Source organism: Mycoplasma sp. NEAQ87857 (genome assembly GCF_009792315.1).
In the GTDB taxonomy this organism is placed as follows: Bacteria; Bacillota_I; Bacilli_A; order Mycoplasmatales; family Metamycoplasmataceae; genus Mycoplasmopsis.
The window spans coordinates 963,269-989,544 of sequence record NZ_CP045542.1 but is presented as its reverse complement, the minus strand read 5'-3'; the positions used below and the strand labels follow the sequence as shown (position 1 = coordinate 989,544).

24 protein-coding genes and 3 tRNA genes are annotated in these 26,276 nt (G+C 24.4%); 16 read left to right on the top strand and 11 right to left on the bottom strand.

The window, feature by feature from the left end; genetic code table 4:
* The first annotated feature begins 119 nt into the window (after nucleotides 1-119).
* Nucleotides 120-827: a DUF3800 domain-containing protein gene (locus GE118_RS03625; protein WP_158763470.1), complete on the top strand. Its 708-nt coding sequence runs from the start codon at nucleotides 120-122 to the stop codon at nucleotides 825-827.
* Nucleotides 828-1,031: 204 nt separating this feature from the next.
* Here GE118_RS03625 and GE118_RS03620 read toward each other — a convergent pair whose 3' ends face one another.
* The 7 genes from GE118_RS03620 to GE118_RS03590 form a co-directional block, all read right to left on the bottom strand.
* Complete coding sequence (locus tag GE118_RS03620; RefSeq protein WP_158763471.1) at nucleotides 1,032-1,424, bottom strand: hypothetical protein; 393 nt, start codon at nucleotides 1,422-1,424, stop codon at nucleotides 1,032-1,034.
* Nucleotides 1,425-2,071: 647 nt separating this feature from the next.
* A complete protein-coding gene (locus tag GE118_RS03615; RefSeq protein ID WP_158763472.1) occupies nucleotides 2,072-2,992 on the bottom strand; it encodes an MSC_0882 family membrane protein in 921 nt (306 codons plus the stop codon).
* A gap of 4 nt (nucleotides 2,993-2,996) precedes the next feature.
* Nucleotides 2,997-5,702, bottom strand: coding sequence for a helicase HerA domain-containing protein (locus GE118_RS03610; protein ID WP_158763473.1), 2,706 nt, complete (start codon nucleotides 5,700-5,702; stop codon nucleotides 2,997-2,999).
* A gap of 1 nt (nucleotide 5,703) precedes the next feature.
* Nucleotides 5,704-6,189 (bottom strand): hypothetical protein, encoded by a 486-nt coding sequence (locus GE118_RS03605; protein WP_158763474.1) that lies wholly within the window; start codon nucleotides 6,187-6,189, stop codon nucleotides 5,704-5,706.
* Nucleotides 6,179-6,778, bottom strand: coding sequence for a hypothetical protein (locus tag GE118_RS03600; protein WP_158763475.1), 600 nt, complete (start codon nucleotides 6,776-6,778; stop codon nucleotides 6,179-6,181). Before GE118_RS03600 ends, GE118_RS03605 begins: the two co-directional genes overlap by 11 nt.
* Complete coding sequence (locus GE118_RS03595) at nucleotides 6,762-8,609, bottom strand: Mbov_0396 family ICE element transmembrane protein (protein ID WP_158764060.1); 1,848 nt, start codon at nucleotides 8,607-8,609, stop codon at nucleotides 6,762-6,764. Before GE118_RS03595 ends, GE118_RS03600 begins: the two co-directional genes overlap by 17 nt.
* Nucleotides 8,610-8,623: 14 nt before the next feature.
* The gene (locus GE118_RS03590) at nucleotides 8,624-8,941 is read right to left on the bottom strand and encodes a hypothetical protein (protein WP_158763477.1); all 318 of its coding nucleotides are present in this window, start codon (nucleotides 8,939-8,941) and stop codon (nucleotides 8,624-8,626) included.
* A gap of 602 nt (nucleotides 8,942-9,543) precedes the next feature.
* On the opposite strand from GE118_RS03590, the gene GE118_RS03585 reads away from it, so the two are divergent.
* The gene (locus GE118_RS03585; RefSeq protein ID WP_158763478.1) at nucleotides 9,544-10,767 is read left to right on the top strand and encodes an Mbov_0401 family ICE element transposase-like protein; all 1,224 of its coding nucleotides are present in this window, start codon (nucleotides 9,544-9,546) and stop codon (nucleotides 10,765-10,767) included.
* A 249-nt stretch (nucleotides 10,768-11,016) separates the two neighbouring features.
* Here the strand turns inward: GE118_RS03585 and GE118_RS03580 are convergent, their stop codons facing one another.
* Nucleotides 11,017-12,099 carry a site-specific DNA-methyltransferase gene (locus GE118_RS03580; protein ID WP_233262771.1) on the bottom strand — a complete coding sequence of 361 codons (1,083 nt, stop codon included), beginning with the start codon at nucleotides 12,097-12,099 and terminating at the stop codon, nucleotides 11,017-11,019.
* Nucleotides 12,100-12,104: 5 nt separating this feature from the next.
* Nucleotides 12,105-12,506 (bottom strand): type III restriction endonuclease subunit M, encoded by a 402-nt coding sequence (locus tag GE118_RS03575; RefSeq protein WP_158764059.1) that lies wholly within the window; start codon nucleotides 12,504-12,506, stop codon nucleotides 12,105-12,107.
* Nucleotides 12,507-12,847: 341 nt separating this feature from the next.
* Here GE118_RS03575 and GE118_RS03570 point away from each other — a divergent pair, with 341 nt between their 5' ends.
* The 11 genes from GE118_RS03570 to GE118_RS03520 all read left to right on the top strand — a co-directional run bounded on the left by GE118_RS03570 (nucleotide 12,848) and on the right by GE118_RS03520 (nucleotide 20,793).
* Nucleotides 12,848-13,795, top strand: a complete 948-nt coding sequence (locus GE118_RS03570) for a LacI family DNA-binding transcriptional regulator (protein WP_158764058.1) — start codon at nucleotides 12,848-12,850, stop codon at nucleotides 13,793-13,795.
* A gap of 55 nt (nucleotides 13,796-13,850) precedes the next feature.
* Complete coding sequence (locus GE118_RS03565) at nucleotides 13,851-14,891, top strand: potassium channel family protein (RefSeq protein ID WP_158764057.1); 1,041 nt, start codon at nucleotides 13,851-13,853, stop codon at nucleotides 14,889-14,891.
* Between the two features lie 8 nt (nucleotides 14,892-14,899).
* Nucleotides 14,900-15,736 (top strand): deoxyribonuclease IV, encoded by an 837-nt coding sequence (locus GE118_RS03560; protein ID WP_158764056.1) that lies wholly within the window; start codon nucleotides 14,900-14,902, stop codon nucleotides 15,734-15,736.
* A 99-nt stretch (nucleotides 15,737-15,835) separates the two neighbouring features.
* The gene (gene rpmG / locus GE118_RS03555; RefSeq protein WP_158764055.1) at nucleotides 15,836-15,988 is read left to right on the top strand and encodes a 50S ribosomal protein L33; all 153 of its coding nucleotides are present in this window, start codon (nucleotides 15,836-15,838) and stop codon (nucleotides 15,986-15,988) included.
* An 85-nt stretch (nucleotides 15,989-16,073) separates the two neighbouring features.
* On the top strand, nucleotides 16,074-16,574 hold the full coding sequence (locus GE118_RS03550) for a redoxin domain-containing protein (protein ID WP_158764054.1): 501 nt from the start codon (nucleotides 16,074-16,076) through the stop codon (nucleotides 16,572-16,574).
* A gap of 66 nt (nucleotides 16,575-16,640) precedes the next feature.
* Complete coding sequence (locus GE118_RS03545; RefSeq protein ID WP_158764053.1) at nucleotides 16,641-17,687, top strand: M24 family metallopeptidase; 1,047 nt, start codon at nucleotides 16,641-16,643, stop codon at nucleotides 17,685-17,687.
* Nucleotides 17,677-18,648, top strand: a complete 972-nt coding sequence (gene pip / locus GE118_RS03540) for a prolyl aminopeptidase (protein ID WP_158764052.1) — start codon at nucleotides 17,677-17,679, stop codon at nucleotides 18,646-18,648. The genes GE118_RS03545 and pip overlap by 11 nt, the downstream gene beginning before the upstream one ends.
* Before the next feature lie 85 nt (nucleotides 18,649-18,733).
* The gene (locus GE118_RS03535) at nucleotides 18,734-19,660 is read left to right on the top strand and encodes a hypothetical protein (protein WP_158764051.1); all 927 of its coding nucleotides are present in this window, start codon (nucleotides 18,734-18,736) and stop codon (nucleotides 19,658-19,660) included.
* 163 nt (nucleotides 19,661-19,823) lie between these two features.
* On the top strand, nucleotides 19,824-20,258 hold the full coding sequence (rplM, locus tag GE118_RS03530; RefSeq protein ID WP_158764050.1) for a 50S ribosomal protein L13: 435 nt from the start codon (nucleotides 19,824-19,826) through the stop codon (nucleotides 20,256-20,258).
* Between the two features lie 2 nt (nucleotides 20,259-20,260).
* The gene (gene rpsI / locus GE118_RS03525) at nucleotides 20,261-20,656 is read left to right on the top strand and encodes a 30S ribosomal protein S9 (protein WP_158764049.1); all 396 of its coding nucleotides are present in this window, start codon (nucleotides 20,261-20,263) and stop codon (nucleotides 20,654-20,656) included.
* Nucleotides 20,657-20,716: 60 nt separating this feature from the next.
* Nucleotides 20,717-20,793: transfer RNA gene (locus GE118_RS03520), tRNA-Ile, on the top strand.
* Between the two features lie 109 nt (nucleotides 20,794-20,902).
* On the opposite strand, the gene GE118_RS03515 is transcribed toward GE118_RS03520, so the two are convergent.
* Nucleotides 20,903-21,457 carry an inorganic diphosphatase gene (locus GE118_RS03515; RefSeq protein ID WP_158764048.1) on the bottom strand — a complete coding sequence of 185 codons (555 nt, stop codon included), beginning with the start codon at nucleotides 21,455-21,457 and terminating at the stop codon, nucleotides 20,903-20,905.
* Nucleotides 21,458-21,717: 260 nt separating this feature from the next.
* Between GE118_RS03515 and GE118_RS03510 the strand changes: the two genes are divergently transcribed.
* The 3 genes from GE118_RS03510 to GE118_RS03500 all read left to right on the top strand — a co-directional run bounded on the left by GE118_RS03510 (nucleotide 21,718) and on the right by GE118_RS03500 (nucleotide 22,511).
* Nucleotides 21,718-21,803: transfer RNA gene (locus tag GE118_RS03510), tRNA-Leu, on the top strand.
* A gap of 6 nt (nucleotides 21,804-21,809) precedes the next feature.
* Nucleotides 21,810-21,885, top strand: a tRNA-Lys gene (locus GE118_RS03505).
* Nucleotides 21,886-21,953: 68 nt separating this feature from the next.
* Nucleotides 21,954-22,511, top strand: a complete 558-nt coding sequence (locus GE118_RS03500; protein WP_158764047.1) for a hypothetical protein — start codon at nucleotides 21,954-21,956, stop codon at nucleotides 22,509-22,511.
* A gap of 21 nt (nucleotides 22,512-22,532) precedes the next feature.
* Here the strand turns inward: GE118_RS03500 and GE118_RS03495 are convergent, their stop codons facing one another.
* Nucleotides 22,533-26,129: a hypothetical protein gene (locus GE118_RS03495; RefSeq protein ID WP_158764046.1), complete on the bottom strand. Its 3,597-nt coding sequence runs from the start codon at nucleotides 26,127-26,129 to the stop codon at nucleotides 22,533-22,535.
* Between the last annotated feature and the right edge of the window lie 147 nt (nucleotides 26,130-26,276).

The following is a 26,276-nucleotide window of genomic DNA, read 5'->3' as shown; positions in this document are numbered from 1 at the left end:
ATGGAATTAATACAAATATTGTAGAAACTTGAAGTGGGATTATATAAAACCATTTTATTAAATAAGATGGTTTTATATTTTTGTCAAAAAGTTTTTTAGTTTATAGCTATAATTGAAATATGGATAAAAATGATAATAATATAAAAGAATATTTTATTTATTCTGATGAGTCTGGTGTTTTATCAAAAACAAAGGATATTTTTATTACATCATTTGTGATTTTTAAAAACAGAGAATATAAATCAAAAGCTAAAGCTCTTTTTGAGAAGAAAGAGAAAAAGATTAAAAAAATAAAGAAAATGTCAAATGAAGAAGAGTTAAAGGGTTTCAAATTACCTATAAGTCTTAAAAAAGACCTTTTTAGAACATTTAAAGATGCTGATATGTTTTGTGCTGAAATTGATATAAAAAGGGTTAATGATGATGTTATGTCTTCAAAAGCTAATAGAAGACGTTATATAAATTGAACAATATGTATAGCGTTAAAAAGATATTTTGCATTAGAAATTAAAGAAGGTAATTTAACTAAAAATGACAAAATTAAAATATATCTAAATTTAGATAATGTAAGTACTAAAACTAGTGGCCATTATACTTTATATGAAAGCATTATAAGAGAATTATTTTTACCTGTTTGACCAAATAATTATAAAAAACCTATTCCAGCTTTATTTAACAATATAGGAGAAATACAACTTAAATATTTAAATTCGTGTCATTCTACCTTTATAAGAATGGCAGATATTTTAGCAAATATTGTATTTGTTCATAAAAAGAATGAAATTGAAAATAAATTAGAAATGAAAAAATTTTTATTTCCTTTTTAAAAAACTCTTGACTCTTTAAAATTTCGATATATAATATATATGTAATTAAGTTTACGTGAACAAAGGGAGAAGTCAGTCGATCTTAAGCGTATAGTAAGTACGTGGCTCTCATGAATGGGTACCATTGCATATGCAATGGTATTTTTATTTCCTTTTAAAAAAAATAACACACCCAAATATATATACTTTAGGGTGCGTTATTTATTATTTATCATTAACATTAATAAAATATAACCTGAACTTAGCTTGCTCATCATTAATTAATTCACTAGTTTTCTCTAAAATTCCTAATTCAACTATAGGATCTAATACATAATTTGTTTTTTGAGTAATAGCAGCAAAATTCTCTTGCTTAATTCTAAAGAAGTTATCAAAATCTATATAATATGTTTCATTTTCATTTAAATTTAAAGTAAATTGATTAATTAAGTTTTTATTACTTTTAATTACATTAACAAAAATAAAATCATCTTCTATTTGAACGATAGGTAAAACTAATTCATATTGTTTTTCATAAGGTGTTTTTAATCTTTTATTTACCTTTTGATCAAACTGATATAAATATAATGATAAATCTGTTGAAGTGTTTGGGTTCATATTTACTCCTAAATATTTTTTTTAAATAATTATGAAAACATTTCCATAATTTGTTATAATAATATTGTACCTTAAATGGTATATAATTAAAGAAACTTTTAAAATAATAATTTTCCCTAGTGGGTTTATCAACAAAAGGTTGTGTTGAATTCTTGTAGGTTTAAATCAACCCTTATTTTTTCATTAGTAAAACTAATGAAGCATAATCTTCTATTAAGGCCATTACTATCAGTAGTTTTTAATATGTTGTTTGAAGCTATTAGCATTTTAGTAATTGGTCTAATAACTTTAACTCTTTTGTACTTAATCTTTACATTTTTCCTATTTCTGTAATTCTTTTAACTAAAGTTTTTATACTCCTTTCCTGTAGTACATTAATTTCTTTGATTGTCATAAATAAATTTTTTTATTATAGTATTTTATTAAGTTTTGTTCATAAAACTTTCTTCTTGCGTTTCTTTAATTATTTAACCACCATTATGGTGGTTTTTTGATACTCTTTTTTTGTTTATTACTGATTAATGTCAAACTAAGAATGATATATCTTTTTAAATATCTTGCTTTAATTTTTATATTTTAAAGCAAGATATTTAAAAAAACATAATAATAAAAGTTGAATAAAAAAGTCCAAAACTTAATTTGGACTTTTATTTCTTTCTTCATAAGAACTTTCTTAATACAAAATACAAAATCATAATAATAGGTAAAAACACAATAAATACTAAGCTTAATATGTATGCTATAAAATAATAGCGATTAATAGTTTTCTTGCTTTCTAATCATATTGATTGAATATTAATTGCATCATTTTTAAATACTACAAAGATATTATTTAAACGATAATTAGCAAAGATAATATAAATAATAGTAAAGACTAATAAAACAGATAAGCTAGTTAAATTAATAATGCTAAAGGTATTTACATCACCAAAAGCATTAGCTAATTTACTTGCTCAATCAATTTTTCAGTAAAAATCTCTATCTAAAGAACCTAAAACTCATACTTGATTTCTTAAACCAAAGACAATTAAGCTAAATAGACCATAAAAAGTAATAATAAAGACATTAATTCAAATTAAATGTAAAATAGTTTTATTTAATTTTAAATAGTCTCTAAAAAAATAGCTTGTTTTAGATTCTAATATTGAATTATCTTCTTTATATTTAGATAATATCTTATATAGCTTTTTAAACCTTATATAAGTTAATAAAGACTTTAAAAAGGTAGCTAATAAGACAATATTTAAAATTGATAAAAAGATAGCAATTGAACTAGAAAAGTCATAATTTAAGACCTTAGAGAAAAATAATCCAATAAATATAGAATTAGTTATAAAGCAAATTAAGTTTAAAATTCAAATTAATAAGTTATATTTAAGTTCAAATTTAACTGTAGAAAATAACCATTCTTTATCAGAAGCATCATAAATAATTTTTAAGTTTGATAAATTAGTATTTACTTGTTCAGTATTTTGATTAATTATAGGACTAATGGTATTAGTATTTGAAGTAGTATTAATTATAGGTGGAGAGTTTTTAGCTTTAAATATTTTGTTAATTAATTGCATAATATTATAATTCATCCTTTTTAAGTTTTGTTTTGAAGAATAGTTTTTGTTCAATAGGGTTGTAATACATTCTTATTAAATGTTTATTACCTTGATAAGGAATAAACATACATTCTCCTGCTTGAGCTTGAAGAATATACCTTTTTTCGTGATCTAAGAGTTTTAAACCACTACCCATTAAGTTTTGGAAAATTTCAACATCTTCAGATTCAATTTTGTAAATAAAGAAGTACTGAGATTGTTCTAGTAATTGCTTAGTCATATTCTTTAAACTCTCATTAAGTTCAAAGTCTTTGAAACTTTGAGTACCAAAGATTAATAATCCCCAGAACTTTCTTAAAGTTTTAATTAAGTCAAAGAAGAATTGAACTAAGAAAATACCACTTGCTCCACCTAAGAATTTATGAATCTCATCAACTACAATAACAATATGTCTTCAATCTTGTTGATTTTCCATTCCATAAGTATGTTTGTTGTATTCAAAGTTCATTGAAACTTGTTTTTTAATTTCATTTGAAAGAATAAACATAATAATTTTTGTTTGCTCAGGAGATTTATTTTGGATTTCTTTTAAGTTATATGAAATTAAATTACCATTGAAGTTAAAGTTTTGTTCTGTATTGAAGCTACGATATTTACCTGTAATTTTATTAAAGTTTTCATCTAAGAATTTTAATGCTTTAACTAATTGTTCTTCTGTATATAAGTCTTTGTTATATTCTAAAGATAAGTCATTAGCATTTAATTCATCTAAGAAATTTATAACATCTTGAAGAGTAATTTGTTTTAAGTTTTCTAACTTAGCATCAGGTTCAAAAAAGCCGTGTTTTTTGAAAGTTTCTTTAATAACTTTTTCTAAAACTAAAATCTCATCATCCTTAATATTAGGATACATTACTTTAAATAACGATGATAAGAATTCAATTTTAAATTGAACTAAAGAAGTTATAGGGGTATTAACCACATTTTCAACTTTGATTCTTTGTCCATTTTCAACTTTGAAACTTTCTTGGACATAAAGCTCATTTTTAATTTCTAAAATGTTTAAATTAAAATTACTTAAATCAGCATAATCAATTACTTCTCCACCATAACGTTTAACGATTGAAGAATAGTCATCATTAGGGTCAATGATATAAATTAAATCATTTTTAACAATGTGATGATTTAAAAACTTAGAAATAGAAGTAGTTTTACCACTACCTGTTTTTCCAATAAAAAACATACTACTTGAAGGACGTTTAAAAGTCTTTTTAGTATTATCAAAGAATAAAACATCATTACTATATGCATTTTCAGCTAATATAAATGAGTTTTTATCATTGAAGTAGCTAATTATCATAGGTCAAGTTTTTGCAAGGTTCATACTTGAAAAAGTATGATTGTATTTTGATAAAGCTTGGTCAAATAATAATATTTTTAAAGCTTGAAGTTGTTGATATTCTAAAAAGTGAGTTGTAATACGATGATTTTTATTACGCTTATTAATTTCTTGTTTGATTTTGTTTAACTCTTTAGGTTCATCAAAATATCTTATTTCTAAGAAATTAACTTGAAAGAATGCTGTTTTTTCATAAGCATATTCATCAGCGATTAAGTCAATAGCACTATCTTCTAAAGATTCTTGCTTGTTTTTAACTCAAGATTTAACATCAATTCTATTAAATTGTTGTAATTCTCTAGCACGATCAAGCATTCTTACAATTTTATCTTCAGGAAGTTTATTTAATGTTCAAATACTATTTGAATTAGTAGTGTTAAAGATATTTAAAGCAAAATCATCATTTAACTCAATAGGAAACTCTTTGAGAATGTTAAAAGTCATTAATTTATCATTGATTTTGACATATTCATTATAAATTTGAATATCTGTAGGTTTAGAAGCAACTTTATTATTTTCAATACTATAAATATCATTATTTAATAATGAATTAAAGATTGAAATAATATATTCTTTATCATTTACAATAGTAGCATTAAATGGTAAAGAAGTATTAAAACTCATTTTAATATGATTAATGTCTGTGTCTATATCATTTGATTGTCCAGATACTACTAAAAAATATCTAATATTTTTAAAAACAGTAGAAGTTTCTATGTTTTGTAAATCTTGATACACTTGATTAATATAATCATATTTAATGTTATAAATACTTTCATCATTTGCTTGAAGATTTTGATTAATCTTAGTTGCATCAGCTTTATTTTGTTCAAGTTTATTAGCTAAATTAACTTTGACAAATTTATAAGTGTATTTTCTTGGTAATTCAGCTAAAGTTTGATGAAAAGCATTAATATATAAGCTTTTTTCATCTTCTTTTAATCTTCATACATCAAATGGATTTAATGATAAAATGTACATTTTTTGATCTTTGATCTCAATTTGACCTTTATCATTAATATTTTTTAATTTTAAAAAATCATTGTCTTTATACTTTTTAGTAGTGAATAAGAATTGAATTTTTTTATAAATTAAAACATACATTCTTTCACTACTATTACTTGGTTTAAACAATAATGATAATAAGAATAAGAAGATGCTTCCACCAATAATTGCCTGAATATAACCTGAAAGAATATCATAAACACTAAAGCTAATAGCAAATGAAAAAAGAGCAATAACTAAAACATATACCTTATCTTTTGCAGGAAGAATTTTGTCATTAAATAAGCTTATTTTCTTATTTCATAATGAGCTAGGTTGTATCATTTTATTCCTTTGGATATGATGCTTTTAAGCATTTTAAATGATTTTCAAATAATGCTTTAGTTTTTGGTAAGTCTTTAATACATTGATGAGTTAATGCATCTTTTAATTCGTTTTGTAATAACTCAAAACTAGATTGAATTTTAATTAAGTTATCTTGATATTCTTTAGAGCTATTAGCATAACATTCTAAATCTTCTATATTGCATTCTAAGTCAGCATTAATATAATTAAAAAACTCTAAATTAGCTTCCATAAGACATTTATCTTGAGCTTCATTTGAAAAATATTTATAGTTTAAAACTTCAATATCACAAATAAAAGCAGAAGTATAATGTCAAGCTTCAATTAATTCATTAGTTGATCATTCTCTAAGGTATCGAAAGTGATTATGATCTCAAAACTCATACCAAGTTAAATGTTCTCGTTCAATAAAATAAGGTTCAACACTTCTTTTATTTTTAAATAATTCTAAACAATTACAGTTCATTAGTATCGTCCTTTGCTAGTTTTTGATATAAATTGTTTCAAACTTCAATGTGTTGTTCTACTCTTTTAGAATAAGTTTTAAAAAACTTATTACTTTTACTATAAGTAGTAGTATCAAATTGAGATTCAATATTTTTTAATTTGTTCAAGAATGTTAAAACTTCTTTTATTTCATCCAAATCATAGTCATCAAGTTTTTTATATGTATTTGAATAATTTTCATACAAATAATCTAAATGGTTTTCTAAAACTTCAATTAAGATGAAGTTTATATTTACTTGAATTTCATCTTTATATTTGGAATCAAAATTATCAAAATTAGGTATTTTGAATTCATTTTTGATTTTTCCTGATTCTTTGAAGTCTATTATTGCTTGGTAAATATCATTGTATTTCTGATTTCTTGATTTTATTAAATTGTTTCAATCAAACATAAATTCATTATATAAATCTTTAAGATAAATATTGTGGTTATATCTTTTTTCTTTTATAGTTAAAGAGTCAATATAATTAATATATTCTCCAGGTATTTCAACTTCAAAAGTAGTTTTTAAATACTCATTCTTTAATTTTTTAATTATTTTGCTCATTTTTCTCCTTAGGTTGTTTAACATTTAATTCATTTTCCATTTTTGGAGTTGTTTTATTTAAATTGTTTTTATTAGTTTTCTTATAAGGTTTAGAAGTTTGTTTTATTTCTAAATTTGATTGATTTAATTTAGTTTCATTTAATTTAATTGATGCTGATTTTGTAGCATTATCTTTTGATTTCTTAGAATCATTAGAAATAATGCTTTTAATACTTTTTAGTTCATTAATTAATTCATCATTTTGTTTAGCTATTTTGTTTTGAGCTTTAGCTAAAGGTGATTTATTAAAGTTCTTTTTGGTTTGAAGTTTCTTATCTACAAAACTAATTGAGTTATATAAAGCTTTTTGGAATTTATTATTAAATTCTAAAGCTGCTTCATTTGTAGTATTAGTTTTAGTATTAGATTTATTTTCTTTAGTTGATGAAGCTTCTGGTTTTAATGGAATTTCAGTAGCTGTAAGTCCATATTTTGCAATTTTATCTTTAATTTCTGTCATTCTTTTTTGACCTATTCCATTAATTGAACCTAAAGCTTTATCATCTAATTTAGCTACTTCATTTAAGTTTTTAAAGCCAGCATTTTTTAAAGCATTAGTTGTTGCTGTAGATAATTTAGCACCTTTAAATGTTTTGGTTTTTGGTAATTTTGGTGGTTCATTAGTTTGATTATTATTTAAATTCTCTAAATTAGAAATAGATTGTTTTTCTTGCATTCTAGGAGCTGAAGTAGAACTTTCTGCTATTTTGTTTTGAGCTTTTCCTAGAACTTTTGAAGTTATACCTGTTGCAGGTTTTGCTATAAATTTACCTACAGCTTTAGTTTTTGCTAATATTTTATTTCCATAATTTTGTGGAGTATGTGCTATTTCGCCACCAAAAGCCATAATAATCATCCCAGGTAGTTTATAAGCTAAACCAACTAAAAGATTAATAGTAATAATTCTTCATACAATAGAAACTAAATTCTTTGAAAGTCCAATAATCTTTGCTAATTCATCAATATTTAATCAATGAATTGATAAATAACTCATAATGATAAATAATTGTAATGCTAAGGTATTAATCAGCAAGGATAACACAGCATTTTTAATGCTATTTAACCATTTTTTATGATTTTCATTAAACTCTAATAACATACTTGTATTTAACATTGGAGATAAAACTATGTTATAAACTAAACTTAATATTGTTTTACCTACTGAAGCTGTTAACGAAATAATTAAAAACACAATAGGGAAAGTAGTTAATAATGAAAGAATCATAGTTTCAATTCCCCAACCATTATGGGTATATCATCAATGATTATAATCAGGTCAAAATTCACCACTTCTTGCTAATGCTTCTCATTCGTGAGGTTTTCAAGCACCACTTGTATGTAATAAATTTCAAGAATCTATTACTAAATCACCATTTGAACCTGTAGTGAATTGATTTTGAATAAATAAAAGTAAAATTCTTAGTCCTAATTGAGAAAAATAAACTAAAAATGGCATTATGATTGTAAATAAAATGTATTTAGGTAAATTATTTACAAAATTCTTTAACGCTTTAGAAGTTGGGTCTTTTAAGTTCTTTCTATAAGCTTGAATCCCAATGAAAATAATGATAAATACACTAGGTATTAATAATGCTAAGAAAATTGGATTAACTGAAAAATTACTAAAACTTGGATTAATTGTTCCAAAAAAGAAAAAGTTAAATAAGTTATAAACAATAAAATTAAAGAATGCAAATACTATACTTAGTATTAAAAAAGGTAATTTTAAAAATAAGAAAAAACCTATTGAATTAACACCATAAATTAAACCATTTACAAGACTTTGTACCATATTTTATATTGTTGCTAGAACTTCAATACTGTAGAAACTATTAATGCAAAAGTGGTAATTAGAACAATACATACTAAAATACCTACTAAATTTCACTTTAATGATTTTTTAATTTCTTCTGCATTACCATCTTTTCTCTTAGTTCATAAAACAACAATTTTTCCTATTAAAAAAACTAATGCTAATGAAAGAAGAATTAAACCAATTGTTGAAATTGGAGACACTATTGAACTAACTATTGACTTAGCAGCATTAGTTAAAGTATCACCTAGTTGTCCTGAGATATTACCAGCATTACCATCAGCAAATTGATTAGTTAGTGATGTAATCATTTTTTTATTCCTTTCTAAATATTTTTTTTAGCAATATTATTGTTCTAAAAAAGTTATTTGTTTTATTGTTTTTAAAGTTATGAAAACAATGATTTACTCCTTTGTTATATGTGGAATTGTTTTCATACATTAATATTATATGCATAATTTTAAAAAATGGAAATGGTTTCACAAAAAATAGCGTTATAATATTGATGTTAAAAAATACTTTTAATAAAAAAGGAAAAGAGCTTGTTCTTTGAAAATGCTACTATTTTTAATTGTTTTTCAGGTCATAAAGCACGATACAAAGTAAATGCAGGTAAAAACATTTAAAAATGGTTAAAATATTTGATTTTTATTAAGTTTTGTAGGATAACTTTGCAAATATTTTAAATAGTCCCAAATTTTAGCCCTTAATAAAGTAATACAAAGTATTACTTTGAATGGGAATAAAATGAGCTATGTAGTAGCATTTTATGATAACGTGTTTTAGGAAATGTTCTAAGTTTTATATAGCTTAGTTTTCTTTTGTTATATAGAGAATTAACATTCTTTTCTAATTGTTAATGGAATAAAAAAAAGTGTCTTAATAAGACACCATATATGAGATAGGGAAGATTATGCTATATCAAGCTGATATTATTGTTTATTATTTTGATGAGTTAGAAGAAAGGTTTAGAACTATAACCAGGTTAATAGAACATCCTGAATGAAAGGTCTTTAGAAGAGTAAAAAGAAAGTTCATAACTGAAAAAGGAGTGAAATATTTTAATCTTACTAGATATAAAGTTTATGATAAAGAGTTAGGTAAATATAGAACTTTTACTTATTATCATCACGAATATTTAAAAGAACTAAAAACTTCTAAATTCTCTTTAGAATTAAAAGATATAGCTATTAAGAACTATCTTTCAGGGAATAAGATTACTAATTTAACTTCTAAAAATTACCCTTCTAAGCAATTGATATATGCTTGAGTTAATAATGAAACTAAGTCAAATCCTGAAATTCAATTTAATAATGATAAACAATGAAACTTTATTAACAATCTTTGTGATTATTCTAATAATGTTTTATCTAAGCATAAGTATCTTTATGTTGAAATTGATGATGCTTTCTTTGAAACACAATTAAATCGTGCTAGTGTTTCTAAACGTAATAGGATGCTTAGATTTTACTTAGAAAAAGATCCAAGTACTAAGCGAGTAAAATATAAAAATGAGTTATTTTTCTTAGAAGATTCTAATACACCTAGCAAAGTTTCAATTAATTTTTTAGTTAATAAAATCAACCATATAAAAGATACACTTTATAACAAAGGTTTAAAAGTTGTAGTAAAAGGTGATGGAGCTAAATGGATTCAAAAATTAGCTAATTCAAAAGGTTATATTCCTGTTTTAGACAAGTTTCATTTTATGAAGCTTGCTTTTGAAACTTTTGGAGCAACAAAGAAAAAGAATAAAGAAAATAGCATTTTCTATGAAAAAGAGTATTTTTATAATCAAACTAATCTTTATCAAAATATTAAACAATCTATCAATAATAACAATATTAATGGCTTCAAACAAGTTTTAGATTTTATTAAAAATGATGTGATTAAGAAACTTGAAACTAAATTAACAAATAAAGTTAAGAAGTTTTTAAATTATGTTAAGAACAACTGAAATGGTATTTTTAATCTTGTTGTAGCTGAAGTAGATGTTAAATCTTCATCTGAAAGTTTTGTTAATAATTCGCTGAAAAGTTTAATTCATAAACGAAGTTCTAGATATAACATAGTCTCTATTGTTAAAAAGATTATGTTGTTAGGACCTAAAGATGTAGGTAAATATATATGTTGATAAGTTATATTACTATAAAGTAATTTAGCGTTAATCAACATTTATTTAAATAATGATTATCATTATAAGGTTTTACGCACTTTTTGATATAGTGTGTTATTTTTCTTTATCAATTATGAATTTTTGCTTTAAAATTACTTATTTTTAAGTATAATTTATGTATATGTTTCCATATTTATATGATAAAAACAAAATATAAAAATCGCTTCATTTTAAGCGATGATTAATTATAATAAAAATAGGAAGTAATTGCTATTTAAAGCAATCTCAAGTGACTCCAATTTTACTCACTCATAATCTTTCATAAGTTGTCTTGTCGCCTATATTATTTTCATTATTCGTTACCAAGGTATAAGTTCTTTTGCCACAATCTTCATTATTTAATTCTTCAACAGCATGACCAGTTGTACCGCTTCCTGCAAAGAAATCTAAAATTCTACTATCTTTTGTTGATCTTATACTTAGTAAATATTTAATAAGTGATGTTGGTTTAGGAAAAGTGAATTGATTTTTATCCATAAGGATCTTTTTGATATCTTCGCCCCCTTCAGATGTGTATATGTTTTCATCAATGTAATTTTCATATTCCTGACCAGCAGCTTTATTTACAATTGTTTTAGATTTAGGGTCAAATTTAACAAATTGATATTGTTTTCTATATGCTTGTCAAAATCCTTTACTATTTTTCTTAATTAAAATAAAGCCTAATGAATTACCAATGTCGAAGCTATCTTTAGATCAGGTATAGCAACCACTTTTTGGTTTGTTTAAATTTTTGTGCAGCATAAACTCTGTGCCATCAGGTGCTTTAATCTGATAGTCTAAAGATTCAGAATATTTAAAAGCACCTGAAGAAGCTGGGTGATAAAGATCAGTTATTTTATAATAACCTCTTTCATCAAAATATTCATCTTTATTTATGTAACCAAGTTTTTTCAATTTTTCTTTATTGTGTACTTTATAATTAAATTTAACTTTATAAATATCTTTTGAATAAATAAGTATATATTCACAATTTTTCACAATTTTTTGTACCTGACTTGTATTGCTTCCTGGTCCACGTTTTTTAATTCAAGAAATATTACTAACAAAGTTATTTTCACCGAATATCTCATCCATAAGAACCTTTAAGTACGCTTGTTCGTTGTCGTCTATGGATACTAATATGAGACCATCATCTCTTAATAATTCTTTTGCAAGTAATAATCTCTCATTCATCATATTTAATCATCCTGTGCGAGAAAATTTATCGTTATAAGTAAATTTACCTTTATCATCGCTGTTTTGATTATTACCTTCTTCTGCGGATTGTTCTGTATTATAAGGAGGATCGATATAAATTATATCGTAGCAAGCGTTAGCTTGCTCTCTCTCTCTCTCTCTCTCTCTCTCTCTCTCTCTCCTTCTATTAAAATAAGGGCTTTTAGAGCGTCATAGTTTTCACCAATAATCAATTGGTTTCTACCTTTGTTTTCGTTCAATGTAAAACTTCGTTTGTCATCTTTTTCTAAAACGATAATTTTATCTTTTTCAGGAATGTCGGGAGCTGAATCAAACCTAAAACCCAATTTAATACGATTAACTATAAATTGATATGCGTTTTGAAGTTGTTTAGGTTCTTTTTCACAAATCAACTCTAACATTAATTTAGCTAATTCTTTTTGATCGTCATTGAAATCGCTTGGAACGATGTTATCAACTTTTTCCAAGTATTCTTTTAACAATTCTTTTTCTTTATTCATTTAATCCTCCTTGGATAACATTTAATAATTCAATTTTACTAGATATAAAATCGAATGGATTTATAAACCTTTTTATTATTTGAATAAATTAAACTCATTAAGTTAATAATCATATTTTTCAAAAATTTTGCTCAAATTTTCAAAAAAATGCTTGGACATTTAAGAAATATGTGTTAAAATATTATCAATGCTTGTTGAATAAACAAGAATGAGATATCTATAAGGTATCACTGCTTGCGATATATCCCGCCTTTCACATAATGATTCAAACTCCTTAGGGAGTTTTTTATTTTTCATATAAATTTGTGAAAAATGTTTCCATATTTGTATATAATCATTATATGAAAAAACAAATTTCATATAAAGACATATCAGAACTAGCTAATGTTTCTATTTCTACAATTAGTAGATATTACAATAAGGGTTATGTTTCTAAGAAAACAAGAGAAAAAATAGAAGAAGTTGTAAAAAGATATCAATATTTCCCAAATCATGGAGCAAGATTAATTAGAGGTAAAGATAATTCAATCTTTGTTATTATGCCTGTTTGAGGTGATAGTGCTTACACTCATATTGTTAACGGAATTATTGCAGCAAGCAAAAAAAGCAATCGCAGAGTAAATACAACCTACACAGGTGTATCAACTCAAGAATATATTAATACTGTAAGATACATACTATCATGAAGACCAACTTCAATAGTAATATTTATTCCACAATATGATAAAGAACTTTTTGATTTTCTTAAAACAATTGAAGATGTTTCAATAGTTGTATATGGACATCAAGTTAATGGAGTAAACTGAATTAAACCTGATGAATCAACAGCGTTTTATTTAATGACTAAGAAATTTCATAGTTTAATGAAAGATAATGACAAAATGTTATTCTTATCAGATTTAAAACTAAGTCCAGTGCAAATTCAAGATCGTTGAAGAGGATTTGTTCAAGCATGTAATGAGCTTGGAGTAATTTATGAAGAATATACTATTCCAGCTAAAAAGAAACAAAAAGACATTATTGAATTTGATAAATATACAAGAAAATTTGGTTTCTCTAACATTGTTTGTTCTTCACATGAAGCATACATTTCTTTAGCAGTTATAGGTACAAGAGGTTTAAGGTTATCTGATATTGGTTATTCTTCAATTTATGATTCAATCAATAATTACAAAATTAAGATTTTTATAGACTATGCAAAAATTGGTCTAGAAATTGAAAAAATGTTAATTATTCATAATGCTGAAGGAAAAAATCAAGGAAAAATTATTAAATTAGATATTTTATAAAGTTGCAATTAAGCAACTTTTTTAATTTAATTACATTATTTTATATAATAACAATATGACTAAGAATACTAAATTCCTTCAAAAGAAAAAAGATTTTATGAATGCTTTAAGCATTATTACTTGATCATCCAATGTTATTGATTTTAAAGACAAAAAACGTTGTTTACAAATAAAATTATTTAGAACAATTTATGCATTAATTATTTCATTTGCATGTTTTATTTCTTTCTTTTCACTTTTTACACCTTCAAAAGAAATAAAACCTTATTTAGATGCAATAATTAAAGTTTCACAAACTTTAACATTCTTTATTTTTATTATTGATTATGGATTGCATTTATTCACTTATAAATACCATATGAAAAATGAAGAAATGTCAAACATAAAAGCTGCTATTAAATTTATCTTTAGTTTTTATGGTTTTGTTATATTATTTTGCATTTTAGCTTCAGCACATATTATTAATTCATTTGGTCATATTAACAATAAATCATTTTCAGATGTATTAGTGACCTTACAATCATTAAATATGTTTAGAGTTGTTAGGTTATTTTTAGTATTAACATTATTTTCACCTTTTAAGGCAATAAGTAATGTTTATGGAAAACAGAAAAAAATTCTTACTTCAGTTTTAATTTTAATTTTGGTGTTAATTTTAATTTTTTCATTATTAATTTGAAATAATGAACAAGCTTATTTAAAACAAATTCAAGATCAATGAATTAAAAATAACCCTTCAGTAGTTGATTATGCATCAAATCCAGAATATCAAGCATTAAGCAATGGTTATGTTAAAAATTTTGGTGATTCATTTTACTTTACCACTATAACTTTAACCACTATTGGATATGGTGATTATGTACCTCATGCTCCTATTAGTAAAGTTATTGTAAGCTTTATTGCTTTATTAGGTATTGCCGTAATTGCTATCCCTAGTGGGATTGTTGCTAGTGCTTTCTTAGGTGAAATGCAATCAAAAGTAAAAAATAATGAACAAAAACAAACAAACGAAACAAAAGATGAAACTTTTTTAGTTAAAGAAACTAAAAAAGTAAAAGAATTTTTATCAAACAAAAAAGACAATAAAAACAATTAAGGAACAAAATGATTAAATTAGGAAGTTTTAACTCTTTTAAAAAAGATAGTAACTATCTTTTTGGAGCTGCTAAAGAAGCTATTGAAAATGGAGCAAATACTATGATGATATATCTAGGAGCTCCACAAACAACTTTAAGAACTGATGTAAGTAATTATAGATTACTAGATTATGAAATGGAATATATGCACTTAATTCCAAAAGAAGATATTGTGGTCCATGCACCATATGTTATTAATCCTGCAAATCCAACTAAGGCAAATTATTCTTGTGATTTTCTAATTAAAGAAATTCAAAGAATGAATTATATTGGGAATAAATATTTAGTTCTTCATCCAGGAGCATTTACTACTTATAGTGCTCAAGAAGCATTAGATACATTAGTTGATAGCTTAAAATACATCATCAGTGAAACTGAAGATGTAGTAATTTGCTTAGAAACAATGGCAGGAAAAGGAACTGAAATTTGTCGTAATTTAGAACAAATTAAATATGTTTTAGATTGAGTAAAATCTGATAGAGTTCAAATTTGCTTAGACACTTGCCATTTATGAGATGCTGGGTATAACCTTAAAAATTATCAAGAATTCAAAAACACTTTAATTAAATATGATTTACTAAAAAATGTTAAGGTAATTCATTTAAATGATTCAAAAAATGAACTTAATTCACACAAAGATCGTCATGAAAATATAGGTCGAGGATTTATTGGATTTGAAACTTTGCAAAAGTTTGTATTTGACCCTGATTTTGATAATGTACCTATTATTCTTGAAACACCTTTTATTGGAAATAAATCTCCATATAAAGAAGAAATCGCAATGTTATTGAATAAAAAAAACTAAAATAACGATTTTGCTTAAACTAAAAAATTTTATGATTAATATTTTTTAGTTTATAATATACAAGAATTGTTAACAATATATTAAAGAAGGAGCTTATATATGCCAAGAGATGGATACACACTAGTATGTACAGAGTGTAAAATGGAAAATTACATTTCTAAAAAGAACAAAAAAACACACCCTGAAAAAGTAGAACTTAAAAAACACTGTTCAAAATGTAATGCTCACACTTCACATAAAGAAAAAAAATAATAATTAAAGGACATTTTTGTCCTTTTTTTGTACTTTTTGATAAAATTTTATTGTAATTACAATAAAAAAATCAAAGAGGTACAATATGAGAAAAGTTAACGCTGCTGACAAAGAATTACACTTTGAAGGTCAAGAAGTTGAATTAGGAACAACTTTAGAACTTTCAGGAACTAAAGCTGGAGAAATTGAACAAACAGAAATTTTAAGTAATGGAAAATACACTGTAATTGCAACATTCCCATCAATTAATACTAATGTTTGTGATTTACAAATTTTAAGACTTTCAGAAATTTCTAAAGAATTTCCAATGTTTAATTACTATAGTTTTTCACAAGATCTTCCTTTTGCTCTTAATGAATATGTAACAAACCATCCAACAGGTAATATTACAATGTATTCAGATCATAAAGATAGAGTTATGGCTAAACAATTAGGTTTATTGTTGCATGAGTGAAAATTATTAGGCAGAGCAATGTTTGTTCTAGACCCAGAAAACAAAGTTATTTATAAACAAATTAATTCTGATATTAAGCAACAAGTTGATTTTGATAAATTTGTAGCAAAATTAAAAGAATTATCAGTATAAGAAAAGTAGCGTTATGCTACTTTTTTAGTTATATAATTTAATTACACAAAATTAAAAAGGAGAAATATGGATCGTAGAAAATTAGATCAAATGTTTGATCAATTAGGAGTAGAAGTTTTAATCTCAGAAGCTCCTCAAACAAGATTATGATATGCTAATGTGCAAACTACTGATGGATTTATTGCTATTGAAAAAAATAAAGCAACCTTATTTGTAGATGGTAGATATATTGAATATGCTAGAAAGCACGCTAAAAATGTTGATATTGTTTTAATTAAAGGTAATTCAATGAGTGAGTGATTTAAAAATAGAAATTATCAAAAAATCGCTTTAGAAAAAAATTATTTAACTAAATCAGTTGAAAATAGAATTATGTCAATGGTTAATCCTAAAGAGGTTCATTGAGTAAATGCTCAAGAATTAAGAATTGTTAAATCAAAAGAAGAAATTCAAAAAATGCAAGAAGTTATTGATATTTCACTTAAAGCATATGATGAATTTATGCAAAAAGTTCAACCAGGAATGACTGAAAAAGAAGCTGCAGCTTTATTAAACTATTTATTAAAAACTAATGGCGCAGATAAAGAAGGATTTGATGAAATTATAGCTACAGGAGCTTCAAGTGCTGAACCACATCATCATCCAACAGATAAAAAACTTGAAGAAGGCCAATTATTAAAAGTGGATTTTGGTGCTTTATATCAAGGATATACTGCTGATATTACCAGAACTAGTATTTTAGGCGGAGAAGATAAAGCTAAAGATCCTAAAATGTTAGAAATTCTTAATATTGTTAAAGAAGCTGCTTATGAAGGTAGAAAAGCAGTAAGACCAGGAATTAAAAGTAGTGAGATTGATAAAATCTGTCGTGATTATATAGCTTCAAAAGGTTATGGAGAATATTTTGTACATTCAACAGGTCATGGACTTGGAATTGATGTGCATGAATTACCTAATGTTTCTTCAGTAGCTGAATGAGTATTAGAACCTGGAATGATAATTACAGTAGAACCTGGAATTTACATTGAAGGTCTAGGCGGAGCAAGAATTGAAGATGATGTTTTAGTTACTGAAACTGGACATTATGTATTTTCAAGACCAAATGAAAAATAATAAATTATATAAACCTTTTAAACCTTATTTAAAAGGTTTTTTAAATGTCGATGAGATTCATTCACTTTATTATGAAGTTTCAGGAAACCCTAATGGTTATCCTATAATTTTTCTCCATGGAGGACCTGGAGGAAATGTAAATGATAAATGTCGAAGATTTTTTGATCCAAATTTTTATAAGATTATTTTATTTGATCAACGTGGTTGTGGTAAAAGCAAACCTTTTGCTTCATTAGTAAATAATACAACTAATGATATTGTTGAAGATGTAGAAAAATTGAGATTACATTTAAACTTAGATCAAGTAGCTTTATTTGGTGGATCTTGGGGAACCACTGTAGCTTTATTATATGCGATTAAATATCCAAAAAATGTTAGCTCAATGATACTAAGAGGAGTTTTTCTTTCTAGAGAAGAGGATATAGATTATTTATATCACAAAGGTGCAAGTGATTTTTATCCTGATGTTTTTGAAAAATATCAAAACTATGTAGCTAATTATAAAGGTAATAATATCTTAGAAAGATATTATGATTTGTTTATTAATGAAACCAATGAAGCTAAAGTTGCTGAAGGTTTAAGGTTATTTGCTAATTGAGAACATTGTTTAATTAGTGTTAAACCACATAAAGAAATAAAAAATACTCCAAGAAGCATTAATAAAGTTAAAGCAATTGCTTTGTTAGAGTGTTATTATTTTGTTAATAAAGCGTTTTTAAAATCTGACAATTATATTTTAGAAAATATTAACAAGATCAAAGATATTAAAACATTTATAGTTCACGGTAGACAAGATATTGATACAAGACCAATTGGTGCTTATTTACTTAGTAAACATTTAAATAATTGTACATTGGAATTTGTAGATACAGCTGCTCATACTATGTGAGAGAGTAAAATCACAGATAAATTAGTTGAAAAATGTAATGAATTAAAACAATATTTGAATAAATTAAAGTAATCTATTATAAATAAAAGTTTATATTATAAAATTATTATATAATTACAATAGCAAATAATATTATTTTATTTCTCAAAGGATGGCTATGAACAAAAATAAACTTAAATGATTCTTTACCTTAGGAGCACCAGTAATTGCACTTGGATCAATGAGTACAATTTCTGCTGCAACAAATTCAACAAATAATGCAAACGCAAATAAAATTCAAGATAATTTTAATAATACAGCAACAAGCGTAGAAAAAACAATTAATGAATTCACTACTTTATATTCAGAAACTAATACTCAAGAAGCATTAAAAAGCAATCGTGCACAACTATATTCATATATAGGTTTTTTACAAAGTAATGGAGTAGATACTAAAGAATATAAAAAAGCAATGTTATTTAAAATTTATACATACCATTACAATGAAGTTGTTAGCAAACTATCAAATATGGATGTAAAAGATAAAAACTTTTATCACGTTTTAGAAAACGCTAAAGAAGAATTACTTGTGAGAATAAATAATGAATTTGGACAATATTTAACATATGATGATTCATTTAGTGTAAGTAATCCAGCATTAAATCAAGCTGTGTTTAATTCATATGAGAAATATTCATATGCATATATTAATTTACAACTTTTAGTTAAATTATTAGATTCAATAACCTATGGAAACAAAAAAATATTTGACGAAGTAGCTAAAGGTTATGTATTAGCTCCAGAAATTAAAGAAAACCTTAATGTTGTTGGTTTATTACAAAATATTAATTATTTTAAACTTTTAAAAATTAAAAACTTACCAATTTATGAGCAAAATAAATTAAATGAAGTTTATAACGTTAAATTAGAAAATACTTCAAAAGTAATAGTATCTGCATTAAACGTATTTACAAAAGAAAATAAAGTTTCAAGTCCTGACGCTACTTGATATATAGTAGGAGTATTCTTCGCAACTTTAGCATTAGTAGTTTTTGGTGCTGGGTTTGTAATAAGAAAAAAAACTAAGAAAACATCTGTTATTTAATAGGTGTTTTTTTATTTCATTTTGCTATATTAAATGACTATTTTTTTATATTTTTTTACTTAAAAAAAGAAATATGCTTTTTTAAAATGTGTGTTATAATAATAAAGCAATTTATAAACACCTTATAAATTTTTAATACATTTAAATTAACGTAGGAGGAAAAATGAGACAAACTACAATAGTTAACACTCAGCAAGCTGATAAAAAATGATATGTTATCGATGCTGAAGGACAAGTTTTAGGACGTTTAGCTGCATTTGTTGCATCTGTATTAAGAGGAAAAAATAAACCAACTTTCACACCACATGCTGATATGGGAGATAATGTAATTATTATTAATGCTGAAAAAGTTGTTTTAACAGCTAATAAAGAACAAAATAAAGTATATTACTCACACTCAGGATACCCAGGTGGTTTAAAAAGCATTACAGCTGCAAAATTAAGAGTTAAAAGACCAACTGCTTTAATTGAAAAAGCTGTTAGTGGAATGATTCCTCATACAAAATTAGGAAACAAACAACGTCGTAACTTATTTGTTTATGCAGGAGCAAATCATAAACATGAAGCACAAAACCCAGAAAGATTAGAGGTTAAATAATTATGAGTAAAAATTTAGAATACCGTGGATTAGGAAGAAGAAAATCTTCAGTAGCTCGTGTTAGATTAACACAAGGACAAGGTAATTTTGTAATTAACGGACGTCCAGCACGTGAATATTTAACTTCAGATATTTATTTAAAAGATGCTAATCAACCTTTTGTTTTAACAGAAACAACAGGACAATTCGATGTTTCTGTTAATGTTAAAGGTGGTGGTTTAAGTGGTCAAGCTGGAGCAATTAGATTAGGTATTGCTCGTGCTTTATTAGAAGCTTCATTAGATTACCGTGCAGTTTTAAAAGCTGCTGGTATGCTTACAAGAGATGCTCGTGCTAAAGAACGTAAAAAACCAGGTCTTAGAGCAGCACGTCGTGCAAGACAATTCTCAAAACGTTAATTTATTTAATAATTTTGTTTGTCTATTTTACAAAATGGTGTATAATAGACATACATATATGCGAGCATAGCTCAGTTGGTTAGAGCACACGACTGATAATCGTGAGGTCGATGGTTCAAGTCCATTTGTTCGCACCATTTATACAAATGTATTCCATCAAAATAGCTTAGGCTATTTTTTTATTTATCTTTTTTTAAAACAAAAATAAAAGTTAGTTGAAAAACTAACTTTTATAATGAGAATAATTTATTTTGTATATTTTTCAGGATGTTTTTCCATCATTAAAGCAATGAATTCTTTTTTGTCCATTGAACCATATTTTTCCATTAATTCAACACATTCTTTGTATTCTTCCATTGCTCATTCGTGATCTTCAAAACCATTAACTTCAGTAATACCTACACGTTTTCAATTTTTATATGTACTGAAAAATGTATCTACGCTTTTTAAAAATGGCTCAGGTAAATCACTTAAACTATTGATGTGGTCTAATCTATAATCATCAGCATGAACAGCAATCAATTTAGTATCGGTTTCTCCATCATCAATCATTTTCATTGCTCCAATAATTTTAGCGTTTAACACTACACCAGGAGCAAATTTTTCTTGTGAATAAACTAAAACATCTAATTCATCCCCATCTCAATCAAGAGCTTCAGGAATGAATCCGTAATTAGCCGGATATACAAAATCCCCTCTTAAAATACGATCAACTTCAATTTCTTTTGTTTTTCTGTTGTATTCGTATTTAATTTTTGAATCTCTAGGAATTTCAATTTTTACTTTTATTAAATTTTTCATAGTAAAATGATATCAAATTTATTTTATTTTGTTATATCCTTTATTATATTGATTGTGTTTATTTAAATATTAATATAATTGTCAAACGCTAAAAATTAGTTATAAAAAAATAAAAAAAGTTCTTGGTATTTTTGAAATTTATTATAAAATATATTTACTACTTAAGTGATAGTAATAACTAATTTAAACAAAATAAAAAAATTAAAAAAATATTTTGAATTTAAATTAAATACTATATAATAGTAGAGCAAGTTATAAATGCCCAGGTGGCGGAATGGTAGACGCAAGGGACTTAAAATCCCTCGGTAGCAATACCGTGCTGGTTCAAGTCCAGTTCTGGGCACCATAATGTGCGTCCTTAGCTCAGCAGGTAGAGCAAATGGCTTTTAACCATTGGGTCAGAGGTTCGAATCCTCTAGGACGTACCATTTCAAGAAATTGACCGAAAACAAGCGTAAGCTTGTTTTTATTTTTTATTTAATATATAATTTTAAATATGAACAAACTAAATATTGATCAAGAGCAAATTATTGAGAATACAATTAAGATATATCAAGATGAAAAATTTATTAGCGAATTTAAATTTGATTTTACAAATTTAAAAAAAATATTTTTCTTGATCATTAATGATACAAGTTATATTACTAATAACATTTATAGAAATGTAGAAATCAAAAACCCTAAAATTGATTTTTGTTTAACAAAAAACATAAGTTCGTTCATACAAGCTTTTGATCAATTTCAAATAAATAATATAAGTGGGATGATTGAAAAATATATTGAATATAATTTATTACTACCTTTTAAATATTTAAACGGCTATGTTATGCGTGTTTGATTGGATTTAATGATTTTAAAAAAATATAATAAATTAATTTGCTGAAATAAAATAAATCAAAAACAATATTTTGAATATTTATATTTTCAAAAAAAAGTATTGGATTTTGAATTTATTATTTTTAAGTCTGTGGGTGTTCCAAGTGATTTGAATTTAAGAAAATCATTAAAGGCATCAATAGAATTTTATGATTTTAATTTTCAAAGTAAAAACTAGGATTACTCCTAGTTTTATTTTTTATATTTCTCTTCATCAAATTTCGTCTAATCTTGGATCTCTTTCTTCGTATTCTTCTTCCTCTTCCTCTTCTTCCTCAGCTTCTTCTTCATCAATTCGTTTAATATCTTCAGCAATATTGGTTGGTATAACAAACGTTTTTAATAATGCTTTTACTTCTGTTATAATTTCTTCTTCATTCCCTTTGTCTAGTCCATAGTGAGTAGTGGTGTATGATCTAGCAGGAGAAACTAATTTTTCTACTGAACCATAACCATGAGGCGCAATATCTCATTTATATTTAGCTGGTTCATTTATTGTTGAATATCTAACACTTATTTTGGTCTTTTTCATTGTTTCTAGTATTCCTATAGCTTTTTGTATTATGTTATTTGCTTTTACAACTAATTCTTTATATGAAAGTTTCATTGTTTTAAATTCTAATAATTCAGTATTTAATGTAGCTTTTTCGTTTAATATTCTTTTTATTTCGTTTTGGTGTGCGATATCTTTTTCATTATTCTTAGCAATATTATCTGCAAGATTATTTTCTAGTTCTCTATATTTGTTATTTATATTATTTATCTCGTTATTTAGTCTTTGTATTTCTATTTGTAATTGATTATTTTTATTACCTGCAGCAATTAAAGAGCTATCTAAGTTATTATTGTTCTTGTTCAATGTGTCTATGATTTCATTAAGTTCAGCGATTTTAATTTTTAATTTTTGATTTTCGTCAGTTAATATTAATATATTAGAATCGTTATCTCTTCTAGTATTTCTAATTTCGCTCATATAATATCTTTCAAGTTCATTTACCTTGTTTGTTAGATCGTTATTTTCTTTTTTGAGGTTAGCTATTGTTAATCTTTGATCATCTATTGTTTTTTCATTTCTAGTAATCGCATCTGTTAGCATTTGTTTTTCAACTTCTAAAAAACCTATTGTGAATTCGTTTTCTGTTTTTATTTTTTTTAAATTTTCTATTTCTTTTTCATATTCTGCTATTTTAATTTCTTGTGTTGATTTTATTTGTTTAACAGTAGTTAATTCACTATTCAGTGCTTCAATCTGAGCGTTTAAATTTCTAATTATTTCTTTATTTGAGCTAATTTCTGTATTATTTAAAATAATAGCATTTTGTAATTTGCTAATTTCATCAGAAAGCTCACCCATTTGATTTCTATAATTATTTATTTCTCTTGAATATTGATCGATAGTATCATTTAATTCTTTTAAAGAATTATTTTTTTCTTTAATGATTTCATCTTTACTTATGATGCTGCTGTTCAAATCGTTAATTTTAAGGTCTTTTTCGTTTAGTGATGAGTTTAAATTATTTATTTCGTTTTCTTTTTCAGTAACACTATTTCTTAATGTATTAATTGAATTAGTATTAGTTTCATTTAAAGTTATTAACTCATTTTTAAACCGTTCTATTTCTGTATTTAAATTATTTATTTCGCTTTCTTTTTCGGTGATTAAGGATTCTAAGTTTGATTTTTCTTTATCTTTTTCAAAAATTTCACGTCTAATATTGCTTATTACATCACTACTTTCGTTGTTGGTATTAGTTAAATTTATTAATTCTTTTTGTTTATTTTTAATTTGTTCTCTTAATGAAGTGATTAAGCTATTAGCATTATTTAATTTAGTTTTTGTAGTGGCTAATTCATTGTTTAAATTTTCAACTAAATCATCATTGATTTTGGTGTTATCGGTTAAATTATTAAATTTCTCATTAATTATTGAAAGGTTTTTTAGATTCTTATCGTTTTGTTCTTTGATTAATTTATTAATTGATGTTAAATAATCAATTTGATTTTCTTTGTCTAATATAGTAGCATTGAATTTAGCAATTAATTTATTTAACTCATCATTATCATAAATATCTTGGTTTTTTAAATTATTTAATAATTTAGCTTGATTTTTGATTAATAAATTAGTACTATTTAAATTATTAGCTAAAAACCCCAAGAATGAAAAATTGTGTTTTAGTTTTAATATTAAATCAGATTTATTACCAAGTAAATTAGCATAATCTTGTGATTTAATTTTTGATTCATCAGCATATTCAATTAATGCATTATTTAATGTTTCTATTTCATTATTATTATTTTTTAAAATGTCTTCAAGGAGAGTTATTTGCTCATTATATTGAGTAATTTTTTCTGTATCGTTTTTAATTAAAGCGTCTTTTAATAAGATTTTATATTTGTCTAAATTGATTTTTTTAACTTTATTAATATATTTTAATGATTTTATTTTTGAACTAATTTCTATAGATTTATATTGGACTAATAAGACTTCGTTAAAAGCTATATTAATTTCTTTGTTTATATTATTAATTTGCTCAATGGCTTCATTGTTTATTTCATTAATTTTAATGTTTAAATTGTTTAAGAAATTAGTTATTAAATTTATGATTTTTAAATTATCTGATAATGTGTTTTTTAAAGTCTTATCATCAATAGCATTATCATAATTTAATACATCTTTAAGATTAATGTTTTCTTTAATTTTATTTAAATTTTCTGTAATTTCTGTAGTTGAGATTTCACTATTAATCTTATTCAAATTAATTAAGTGATTTAAAAAAGTGTCAATAGTTGTTAAATTCTTTTGACTATAAATAAAAACTAGAATTTGGTAAATTCTTTTTTGTTCTTCATAGCTTTTATTTTGAATAATAGCTTCATTAAAATAAGTAATATTTGATTCAATTTCTTTAATTGCTACATTATTTAATTCATTATTAACTTCAATATTACTATTAATTAATTCTAAGTTAGATTTATTTATATTGCTAATTTCATTGTTGTCAATAAGTAGTTGATGATTATGAGTTATTTTTTTAACAAGTAATTCGATTTCATTATCTAAAGAACTAATATTGATAAATAAGTTATTAAACAATGATTCTATATACTCATGAATAATTAAAATATTATTTAAATTAATTTCTTCACTTTCTAATTTCTTTTTACTTTCAAGCAATCAGTTTTTATTTCTAACATTAAAATCCATAAAATTCTTAATTATTTCTTCAGGTATATTTTTAATATTTTCATATTGTTTTAAGAAATTTAAATTGGTATCAATTTTTGAAATAAGAAATTCTAATAATGAAACAATTTGTGTAGCTAAATTAGTTGTTTTTGTAGTAATGATGCTTTGTAAACTATTATTATCTAATTCATTGTTTTTATATTTGAAAATTAAATCATTAATATCTTGATGTTCTTCTTTTAATGATTCATAAAGCTTAAAGATATTAATGCTATGATTTTCTAAGTAAGTACGAATTGATTTAATTTTATCAATGGAGCTATTATAGACATCTAAATTACTATTAAGATTTTTAATTTCACCTAATATTTTGGTGCTTTTGATATCTCAACCATCTTTAAATGATTTATTGTTATTTTTTGCTTGATTAATATCGTTATTAATATTAATAATATTTGCTTTGAACCTATTCTTAGGTTCAGTGCTTGGTTGGTCAAATTTTGGTTTATCTTTTGCTTTGGTTGCAAATTTTACTATTGGTATAGTTATTGCTATAAGGCTAGCGGTTGATATACCAATGATTCAGTAGAGTTTTTTGTTTAGTATCATTTTTTACCTCCTAATAATGAAATAAGTTCTTTAATAAAAAGGACAAAAAATGAACTGATAAAATAAATTTATGAAAAACTTTATTAATTAATTGGTAAAACAATAAAACACCAATATAATATAACTTACATATAATTAATGTTAAGG